The following is a 10,076-nucleotide window of genomic DNA, read 5'->3' on the forward strand; positions in this document are numbered from 1 at the left end:
AGACATAGAGGCACCCCCCCGCAGGAAGGGTTACTTCTTCGGCTTGAAGGGCTCCGACGTGGCGTGCATGTCCTGCGTCGTGACGGGCTCGCCGGTGGCGTGCATGTCCTGCGTGGTCACGTCACCGCTCTCGGCCTGAGGGGCACCGGCCGCGGCCTTGGTCTCCGTCGTGCCGGTGGCGTGCATGTCCTGCGGCTTGGTGACCGGCTTGTCGCTCATGAGCTTGCTCCATGTGGTTGTTCGTCAACAGGACGGGGAAGCCCGCCCAGTCACTCCCCCGATGGTGCCCGGACGGGCTTTCCCGAGCCGCTCGAAACCGGATCGTCGGTGAGAGGCTCCTGCAGTGATCCGCCTGCCCCCGACGAGGCGGATCGACTGATTCGATGGTCGCCCGGGGCGATAAACGAATGATGAACGCCGGGGATCCGTGCCGCCGGCCTCAGGCCGCCTGGGCCGGGCTCAGCAGCTCGCGCACTGCCGTGGCCTCGGGGGCGTTCAGCTCCTCGTAGATGCGCAGGGCCTCCCGCCAGCAGACCAGGGCGCGGTCCGTCTGCCCGATGCGTGTGAGAGCGTGGCCGAGCACGGTGAGCACGTTGCCGCGCCGCCACTCGCCGCCGATGCCGCGCAGCACGGTCAGGGCCATCTCGGCCTTGGCGGCGGCCTGCGCGGGACGCTGTGCGGCGATGTCCACCTCCGCCAGGCGGAAGAGGGTCATGCCCTCCCACAGGCGCTGACGGCTGTCACGGAAGACCTCCAGGGCCTCGTGGAGCCGGTCCGCGGCGCTGTCGAGCCGGCCGCTCTGGGTGAGGGCCATGCCGAGGGCGTAGCGGCCGTTCGCGCCCCGCATCGAGTTGCCCATGTCGTCGTAGATGTCGATGCCCTGCTGGGCCAGGGAGACCGCGCTCTGCGTCCGGCCGGTCGCCAGGTGGATGCGGGAGAGGTTGCACAGCGCGCTGGCCTCGCCGGGACGGTCGCCCAGTGCCCGGAAGAGGCGGATGGCCTCGGAGAGGTGCTCCTCGCCGTCCGCGTTGCGGTTCTGGTACAGCGCGATGATGCCGCGTGCGTTGTGGGCCCAGCAGACGGGCAGGAGGTCGTCGGCCTGCCGGGCGAGACGGATCACCTGCTCCGCTTCCCGGTCGGCCATCTCGAAACGGCCGCCGTCGACATGGGCGTGGGCCAGAGTCATCAGCGCCCGGGCCTCGGCCCGGGGCGAACCCCGCCGCCGGGCCGCGTCGAGCAGGGCCCTGGCCGTCACCTCGTACTCCCTGGAGTTCGCCCCCGACTCGGAGATGTCGAGTGCCGCCCAGAGCAGGTCGATCGCCCGCCGCAGCATGGACGGCCGGTCCGCGGGCCGGCGGGCGGCGGCGAGCAGACAGTTCGCTTCGGTGTACAGCCAGTCCCGGGCCGCCCGGCGGTCCTGGAACGTGAGTCCCGGGTACTCCGTCGGGGCGAGGTGGTCCACCAGGCGGTCGCCCGGCCGTTCGATCGCGTACACCCCGGCCGCCGTCGCCAGGTAGAAGTCCAGCAGCCGCGACATCGCCGCCTCCCGCTCGCTCGGCGGGTGCTCGTCCCGCTCCGCGCATGCGCGCGCGTAGAGGCGGACCCGACGCCGACACCGCCCGCGATGGCAGACCGGCCGCGCATGCGCGCGCGTAGAGGCGGACCAGGTCGTGGAAGCGGTAGCGGCCGGGGGCGGCGGACTCCAGGAGGGAGATGTCGACCAGGGACTCCAGCAGGTCCTCGGTCTCCTCCAGCGGAAGGTCGAGGAGCGCCGCCGCCGCCGGAAGGGAGATGTCCGGGCCGTCGGCCAGGCCCAGCAGGCGGAAGGCGCGGGCCTGGGCCGGCTCCAGCTGGCCGTAGCCCAGTTCGAAGGTGGCCTTGACCGCCAGGTCGCCCGCCTGGAGCTCGTCCAGGCGCCGCCGCTCGTCCGCGAGTTTCGCCGCCAGGACCGAGACCGTCCAGGTCCGCCTCGCGGCCAGACGGGACGCCGCGATGCGGATGGCCAGGGGGAGGAAGCCGCAGGCCGCCACCACGTCGAGCGCGGCCTGGCGTTCGCTCGCCACCCGTTCCTCGCCCACGATCCTCGTGAAGAGCTCCAGGGCCTCCTCGGGGCTCATCACGTCCAGGTCCACCAGGTGCGCGCCCGCGAGGTCCACCATCCGCGCCCGTGACGTCACCAGCGCCGCGCACCCTTCCGTGCCCGGCAGAAGGGGGCGGACCTGGGCCGCGTCCCGCGCGTTGTCCAGCAGGACCAGGACCCGGCGGCCGTCCAGGAGCGAGCGGTACAGCGCCGCCCGCTCCTCCAGGGAGTCGGGGATGGCGGAGTCCGCCGTGCCCAGCGCGCGCAGGAACGTCCCCAGCACCGTCTCCGGTTCCGCGGCCCGCGGTCCGGCTCCCTGCAGGTCGACGTAGAGCTGGCCGTCCGGGAAGGCGGCCCGCGCCCGGTGGGCCACGTGGACGGCGAGCGTCGTCTTGCCCACGCCGCCGATCCCGGCCACCGCCGACACGGCCATCACCCGGCCCTCGGCGGAGGCCAGCACCTCGCTCAGCTCGGCCACGAAGGAGGCCCGTCCCGTGAAGTCGGGCACGGTCGCCGGGAGCTGGGCGGGGCGGACGGGCACCACCGAGGGTTCGGTCACCGGGGAGGAGGGTTCGGCGAGAGCCGGGTCGGCCTGGAGGATGCGCTGTTGCAGCTCGCGCAGTTCGGGGCGGGGGTCGACGCCCAGCTCGTCCGTCAGCAGGCGTCTGGTGTCGGCGTACACCGCCAGTGCCTCCGCCTGCCGGCCGCTGCGGTACAGCGCCAGCATCAGCAGCTCGCGCAGGCGTTCGCGCAGCGGGTGCGCGGCCGTCAGCGCCGTCAGCTCCGAGACCGCCTCCGCGTGACGGCCCCGTTCGAGGTCCAGGTCCAGCCGGGACTCCAGGAGCTGGAGCCGCCACTCCTCCAGACGGACGCGCTGCGCCTCCGCGTAGGGGCCCGGCACCCCGGCCAGCGTCTCCCCGTCCCACAGGGCGAGCGCTTGCTCCAGCAGCTCCCGGGCACGGCACAGGTCACCGGCCGCGCGCGCCTTGTCGGCGCGGGCCGCCAGGTCCTGGGCCACCGTCAGGTCCAGCGCGTCCTCACCCAGTCCGCGCACGGCGTACCCGCCGGACTCGCTGACCAGCATCCCGGCGTCCAGGATCTTCCGCAGCCGGGAGGCGTAGGTGCGTACCGTCGCCAGCGCCCGGGCGGGCGGCCTGTCGCCCCACAGGGCGTCGATCAGCTCGGCCGCGGTCGCGGTACGGCCCTCCCGCAGCAGCAGCGCGGCCAGCAGGGCGCGTTGCTGCGGGGAGCCGGTGGCCAGCGGCTCCTCTCCGCGCCAGGCGCGTACCGGCCCGAGTACGCCGAAGCGCAGCGTCGCCGATTGCTCGGGACCCCGCTGCTCCGGTACCCGCGGTACACCGTCCATCGCTGCCCCCTGGCGCCTGTCGAATCGTTGTCAACTGCCAATCGAGAGGCCAGTTTGCCTTGTTCATGGCAGATGCGTCAGCTCTCGGGGACTGTGATCACAGGCCGTCGTACGCCGTGTCACAAGGTCCACACATCCTCTTCGCACGCCACGCCGGTCCGGTCGGTTCCCAGGAGGGCTCAGTCGTTTCCCAGGAGGATCGGATTGGTCAGCGCCGCCATCACTCCCGGCACCGGGCCCGCCGCGGTCTCGTGGCGCACCTCGGCCCGTACGTAGGCCGCGCGGGCCGGTGTGGTGCGCCACTCCACGGTCCCCGAGCCGGAGACCGGCAGCGGACCGCCGGTCAGCAGGACGCCCTGGTCGGTCACGAGGCGGACCGTGCAGCGGGGGACGCCGGAGGCCTCCAGACGGACGGTCACGGGGGTGTCCCGGTCCACGCGCAGCCGCTCGCCGATGCCCGCCCGCTCGCCCCGGTCGCCGGTGGCGGTGAACGTCAGCGCCGCTTTCCGTGACTCGGCCACGTACGAGCGGCCCGCGCGCAGGCCCGCGAGGACGGCCTCGCGGGTCAGGTCGTCGGCCAGGACGACCGCCTGGGGCGCGCCCACCGCGTCCGGCGGCCGGTGGGCGTCGCTGTTGCCCATCGCCGGCAGCCACCGCCGGTCCTTGCGCACGGACGCCGCGAGCAGGGCGTCCCACGCGGCCACCGCCGTCTCGTCGTCCGGTGTGAAGGGCCCGTTCCAGACCTCCACGGCGTCCGCCTCGTCGTAGCCGAACCTCCAGCCGCAGCCGATGCAGGGGGCGTACGGATGGGCCGGTACGACCAGTCCGCCGGCCCGGTGGACGTCCCGGGCGATCCCGGCCCAGCGGCCGTCGCGCACCCGGTGGCGCCAGTCGACGAAGGTGCCGGGCTCGGTTCCCAGGGCCAGGACGTGGCCGTTCCTGGTCGTGACCTCCTCGCCCAGCATGATCAGCAGGTCGTCGCCGGCCAGGTCCGCCCAGTGGGGGTGGGAGGCGTGGGTGTTGTGCTCGGAGCTGTGGATGAAGTCCAGCCCGGCCGCCCTGGCCTGTGCCGCGATCTCGGCGGGGGTGCGGCGGCCGTCGGAGTGCCAGGAGTGGAGGTGGCAGTCGCCCCGGTACCAGTCCCGGCCGCGTCCCCCGGCCCGCTGCGGCGGATGCACCGGCTCGGGCGTCGGGCCCGGTTCGCCGTACGTCAGCGTGACGGTGATCTCGTACGACATCCCCTGCGGGGCCACCGTGTACGGGCCGAGCGCGATGTGCCAGAGACCGGGGCCGACCGGCCCCGGGACGTATCCCGGCGTGGCGTCGTCCGTGCGGACGAAGAACTCCGTCCGCGCCCCGCCCGACCAGCCCCGGAAGCCCCGGCCGCCCAGGCCGGTGCCGCGCTCGTCGAAGAGCCCGGCGTCCAGCGCGTTGCCGGGGGTGCCGGCCGGGACGGACGGCCGGTCGTAGGTGTACGCGACCCGGATCTCCCGTACCCCGGAGGGGATGTCGACGGGGACGTAGACATGGTCCGGGGAACCGGCCGGCAGGGTGCCGCGGATCGTACGGGTCTCCCGGCCGCCGGCCGCGGCGCCGGCGCCGCTCGCGGAGGTCACTCCTCCACCGTAGGCGCCGTGCCCCTGCCCGTCACATCCGCGGAGCAAAGCGGCCGTTCGCCCTGCTCACCGTGTCCGCGGCCCTGGAGGACCACGCCCGTATCCTCGAAGGATGACGACTTCCGCGGCCTTTGGAACCGGCCCCACCGAGAACTCCATGCGGCGCGCGCTCAGACGTGCCCGGGACGGGGTCTCCCTCGACGTTGCCGAGGCGGCGGTGCTGCTCCAGGCCCGGGGCGAGCATCTGGAGGACCTGGCCGCCTCCGCCGCACGGGTGCGGGACGCGGGGCTCCGGGCCGCCGGACGGCCCGGTGTCCTCACCTACTCCAGGAGCGTCTTCATCCCGCTGACCCGGCTGTGCCGGGACCGGTGCCACTACTGCACGTTCGCCACCGTGCCCGGCAAGCTGCGCCGTGCCGGGCACGGGATGTTCATGTCCCTCGACGAGGTCCTGGACATCGCCCGCCGCGGCGCCGCGCTCGGCTGCAAGGAGGCCCTGATCACCCTCGGCGACAAGCCGGAGGACCGCTGGCCGGAGGCGCGCGAGTGGCTGGACGCGCACGGCTACGACGACACGATCGCCTACGTCCGCGCCGTCTCCATCCGCATCCTGGAGGAGACCGGTCTGCTGCCGCATCTCAATCCGGGCGTGCTGACCTGGACCGACTTCCAGCGCCTCAAGCCCGTCGCCCCGTCGATGGGCATGATGCTGGAGACCACGGCGACACGGCTGTGGTCCGAGCCGGGCGGCCCGCACTACGGCTCCCCGGACAAGGAACCCGCGCTGCGGCTGCGGGTGCTGGAGGACGCCGGCCGCTCCTCCGTGCCCTTCACCACCGGGATCCTGATCGGCATCGGCGAGACGTACGAGGAGCGCGCGGAGTCGCTGTTCGCGCTGCGGAGGATCGCCCGCGCCCACCACGGCATCCAGGAACTGATCATCCAGAACTTCCGTGCCAAGCCGGACACGGCCATGCGCGGCATGCCGGACGCGGAACTGGACGAGCTGGTCGCCACGGTGGCCGTCGCCCGGCACATCATGGGCCCCTCCGCCTGTCTGCAGGCCCCGCCGAACCTGATCGACGCCGAGTACGAGCGGCTCATCGGCGCCGGCATCGACGACTGGGGCGGTGTCTCCCCGCTCACCATCGACCATGTCAACCCCGAGCGTCCCTGGCCGAGGATCGACCAGCTCGCCGAGGTGTCCCGGGCGGCGGGCTTCGAGCTGCGCGAACGGCTCTGCGTCTACCCGGAGTTCGTCAAGCGCGGCGAACCCTGGCTGGACCCCCGTGTGCTGCCGCACGTGCGCGCCCTGGCCGACCCCGAGACCGGCCTCGCCCGCGAGGACGCGACCGTCGAGGGCCGTCCCTGGCAGGAGCCGGACGAGGTCTTCACCGCCGCCGGCCGCACCGATCTGCACCGCACCATCGACACCCGGGGCCGCACCGCCGACCGCCGCGACGACTTCGACTCGGTCTACGGCGACTGGGACGCCCTGCGCGAGGCAGCGGCCCCCGGCATGGCTCCCGAGCGCATCGACACGGACGTGAGGGCCGCGCTGCGCACGGCCGCCGACGACCCGACGAAGCTGACCGACGCCGAGGCCCTGGCCCTGCTGCACGCCGACGGCCCGGCGCTGGACGCGCTGTGCCGGGTCGCGGACGACGTCCGCAAGTCGGCGGTCGGCGAGGACGTGACCTACATCGTCACCCGGAACATCAACTTCACCAACGTCTGCTACACCGGCTGCCGCTTCTGCGCCTTCGCCCAGCGTCGCACGGACGCGGACGCCTACACGCTGTCGCTGAAGCAGGTGGCCGACCGCGCCCAGCAGGCCTGGGACGTGGGCGCGGTGGAGGTGTGCATGCAGGGCGGCATCCACCCGGACCTGCCGGGCACGGCGTACTTCGACCTCGCCCGCGCGGTGAAGGAGCGCGTCCCGGGGATGCATGTGCACGCCTTCTCCCCGATGGAGGTGGTCAACGGCGCGGCCCGCACCGGCCTGTCCGTCCGCGAGTGGCTGATCGCCGCGAAGGAGGCGGGCCTGGACACGATCCCCGGCACGGCCGCGGAGATCCTCGACGACGAGGTCCGCTGGGTCCTGACCAAGGGCAAGCTGCCCACGGCCACCTGGATCGAGGTGGTGACCACCGCGCACGAGCTGGGCATCCGCTCCTCGTCCACGATGATGTACGGCCATGTCGACCAGCCCCGCCACTGGCTCGGCCATCTGCGCACCCTCGCCCGCATCCAGCAGCAGACCGGCGGCTTCACGGAGTTCGTCACCCTCCCCTTCGTCCACACCAACGCCCCGGTCTACCTGGCGGGCATCGCCCGTCCCGGCCCCACGATGCGGGACAACAGGGCGGTCACGGCGATGGCCCGCCTCCTGCTCCACCCGTACATCCCCAACATCCAGACCAGCTGGGTGAAGCTGGGCGCGGAAGGCGCCGTCGAGATGCTCCGCTCCGGGGCGAACGACCTCGGGGGCACGCTGATGGAGGAGACCATCTCGAGGATGGCGGGCTCGTCGTACGGGTCGTACAAGTCGGTCGGGGAGCTGGTGGCGATGGCGGAGGCGGCCGGCCGTCCGGCCAGGCCCCGCACCACGCTCTACGGCGAGGTCCCCGAGGAGCGGCAGCGGGCGGCGAAGGCCTCGGGCGGCCGTCTGCCGGAGCTGCTGCCGGTCCTGGAGTGAGCCGGGCAGGCGAGCACTCGCAGTACGATGATCCAACCCTTGTCCCGGGATCCCACCCTTGTCCGGGGGACGTCCCCCGCCCGAAGGGCCGAGTAGCAGCCGAGGAGATGCGTGCCCATGCCTGCCCGAATACCTTCGTGGGCCTGGGTCAGCGGACTGACCGCAGGAGCGGTCGCGGTGGTCGCCGTGCTCGCCGTGCAGGCCGCCCAGGGCCCGCGCCCCACGGCTCCGGCCGGCCACAGCCGGCCCGCACCCTCGCCCTCGGCCTCGGCGAGCGCCCTGCCCTCGCCCTCCGCCAGCCCGGAGCCCCCGGCTCCGCCGGCGGTCCCGGCCGACTCGGGGACGGGCCGCAGGATCGTCTACGCCCTCGCCCAGAAGCGGGTGTGGCTGGTCGACGAGAGCGACAAGCCCATCCGTACCTTCCCGGTGTGGCCGGGCACGGTGTCCCCGGACCCCGACTCCTACGCGATCTCCCAGCGGGTGCCCGCGACGACCGGTTCGGACGGTGTGGAGATCGAGAACATCCTGTACTTCGCGGGCAAGTCGGGTGTCTTCATCGCCTTCAGCAACGCCGTCGACGGCTCCTCGCCGCCCCCTGCCGCCTCCGGGGCGAAGACGGGAGGCATCCGCATGAGCAAGGAGGACGGGGCCGCCCTGTGGACGTTCGGCGAGAAGGGGACGCGGGTCGTGGTCGTGCCCTGACCACGGGGCCCCGGCCACGGACGTGACGGCCGGAGCCCGCGGGCCCTCGCCGAAAAGCCGCGTGGTCCCGGGCTGAGACCCGGGGACTGAGAAGTTCCCGTTCCCGGGGCCGCTTCGGCCGTTCCGGAGCGCGTTCGCCGTTCGTCGCCCACCGGTTTGTCCCCTGAACAGACCGTTCCCGTTCGATTACAGTGGCGAGCTGTCGCGCGTACGGCCGGTGCCGTGGGGAGGACTGGGTGGGTACGACGTCCGGTGCCGTCTGGGGGCGTACCGAGCAGCAGGACTTCCGCAGCCGGGTGCGGGGGACACTGCTCGGGGTGGCCGTGGGGGATGCGCTCGGGGCGCCGGTGCACGGGCTCGATCTCGAGGGGATACGGAAGATCCACGGCAGCGAGGGGATCGTGGATCTCGCGCCCGCCTACGGGCGGCGCGGAACCGTCACCCACTTCACGCAGCTCATGCTCTTCTCCGTCGACGGCCTGATCCGGGCGCAGATGCGGCGCGACACCGGGGTCTGGCATCCGCCCACCGATCTGCACCGGGCGTATCTGCGGTGGGCCGCCACCCAGCGGGACTGGGGGCCCGACGAGCGGCGCGAGGAGGACGGGTGGCTGGCACGGGAGGAGTGGCTGTACGCCCGCCGGGGCCCCACCCGCGCCCTGCTCGTCGGGTTCGGGGACGACATCATGGGCACCCTCGACGCGCCGAAGAACCCCGCCGAGGCCGGACCGGAGGCGGCGGTCCGGTCGGCTCCCTTCGGGCTGCTCGTCGGGTGGGAGCCGCAGCTCGTCGTCCGGCTCGCCGTCGAGTGCGCGGCGCAGAGCCACGGGCACCCCACGGCCTGTCTCGCCGCCGGCGCGTACGCCGTGATCGTGCACGCCCTCGCCCGTGGCGACGAGCTCGACGAGGCCGTGCGCAAGGCGCTGGCGCTGCTCGCCGTGCGGCCGGGGCACCAGCCCGTGTCCGACGCCCTGCGCCAGGCGCTCGGCGCGGTACGGCAAGGCCCTCCCGGTCCGACGCGGGTGGAGGAACTGGCAGGGGAGGGGACGGCGGAAGGGGCGCTTGCCGTGTCCGTGTACTGCGCGCTCGTCGGCGAGGACGTACGGCACGGGCTGTGCCTGGCGGTGAACCAGAGCGGTCCCTCGGGAGCGGCCGGCGCGCTCACCGGTGGGCTGTTCGGGGCCCTGTACGGCGAGACGGCTCTCCCGCCGGCCTGGCTGGCCGAACTGGAGGGCCGTCCCACTCTGCTGGTTCTGGCGGACGACTTCGCGATGGAGATGACCCAGGGACCCGCACTGCACGGGCCCACCGGGGCGGCTCCGGGGTGGCTGGCGCGCTATCCGCGCGGAGCCTGACCGGCCGGGTCCTGCGCACGGGGGCGCCGGGGAGCCCGGACACCGGTGGAGCCCCCTCGGCAAGGACGGCGGGCTGGTCGAGAGGGCTCTGCGAGCGGGTGCCTGTCCCGGCTCCCGGCTGTCGGCCCTAGGTGTATTGCCCTGAGAGGTTAGGGACGCGGCTGGCGGGTGGCTGGCCTTTCAGCGCGGTGTGTCCGCGGTGGTGATTGTAGGTGTGCAGCCAGTCGGGGAAGGCGTCGCGTCGTTGTTGTTCTGACCG

Annotated in this window: 5 protein-coding genes and 2 pseudogenes; 3 read left to right on the forward strand and 4 right to left on the reverse strand. The window is 73.5% G+C overall.

The genetic code is table 11. The features are described from left to right. Positions 1–30: 30 nt before the first annotated feature. The 3 genes and pseudogenes from CCN35_RS08045 to CCN35_RS08055 all read right to left on the reverse strand — a co-directional run bounded on the left by CCN35_RS08045 (position 31) and on the right by CCN35_RS08055 (position 5,110). Positions 31–219 (reverse strand): hypothetical protein, encoded by a 189-nt coding sequence (locus CCN35_RS08045; RefSeq protein ID WP_067396059.1) that lies wholly within the window; start codon positions 217–219, stop codon positions 31–33. Between the two features lie 220 nt (positions 220–439). Beyond that, positions 440–3,446: pseudogene (locus tag CCN35_RS08050) on the reverse strand (AfsR/SARP family transcriptional regulator). 179 nt (positions 3,447–3,625) lie between these two features. Next, positions 3,626–5,110: a CehA/McbA family metallohydrolase gene (locus tag CCN35_RS08055; RefSeq protein ID WP_086792008.1), complete on the reverse strand. Its 1,485-nt coding sequence runs from the start codon at positions 5,108–5,110 to the stop codon at positions 3,626–3,628. A 64-nt stretch (positions 5,111–5,174) separates the two neighbouring features. Here CCN35_RS08055 and CCN35_RS08060 point away from each other — a divergent pair, with 64 nt between their 5' ends. From CCN35_RS08060 to CCN35_RS08070, 3 genes are all read left to right on the forward strand, one after another. Then, complete coding sequence (locus tag CCN35_RS08060; RefSeq protein ID WP_067396069.1) at positions 5,175–7,760, forward strand: bifunctional FO biosynthesis protein CofGH; 2,586 nt, start codon at positions 5,175–5,177, stop codon at positions 7,758–7,760. Between the two features lie 117 nt (positions 7,761–7,877). Beyond that, positions 7,878–8,462 carry a L,D-transpeptidase gene (locus CCN35_RS08065; protein ID WP_067396079.1) on the forward strand — a complete coding sequence of 195 codons (585 nt, stop codon included), beginning with the start codon at positions 7,878–7,880 and terminating at the stop codon, positions 8,460–8,462. A gap of 236 nt (positions 8,463–8,698) precedes the next feature. Further along, entirely contained in the window at positions 8,699–9,817 is a 1,119-nt protein-coding gene (locus CCN35_RS08070; protein ID WP_067396083.1) for an ADP-ribosylglycohydrolase family protein, read from the forward strand. A 127-nt stretch (positions 9,818–9,944) separates the two neighbouring features. Here the strand turns inward: CCN35_RS08070 and CCN35_RS27635 are convergent. Beyond that, positions 9,945–10,076 (reverse strand): annotated as a pseudogene (locus CCN35_RS27635) (IS481 family transposase); the annotation flags it as partial.

Origin of the sequence: Streptomyces thermovulgaris, from assembly GCF_002155915.1 — a bacterium.
GTDB lineage: Bacteria > Actinomycetota > Actinomycetes > Streptomycetales > Streptomycetaceae > Streptomyces > Streptomyces thermovulgaris.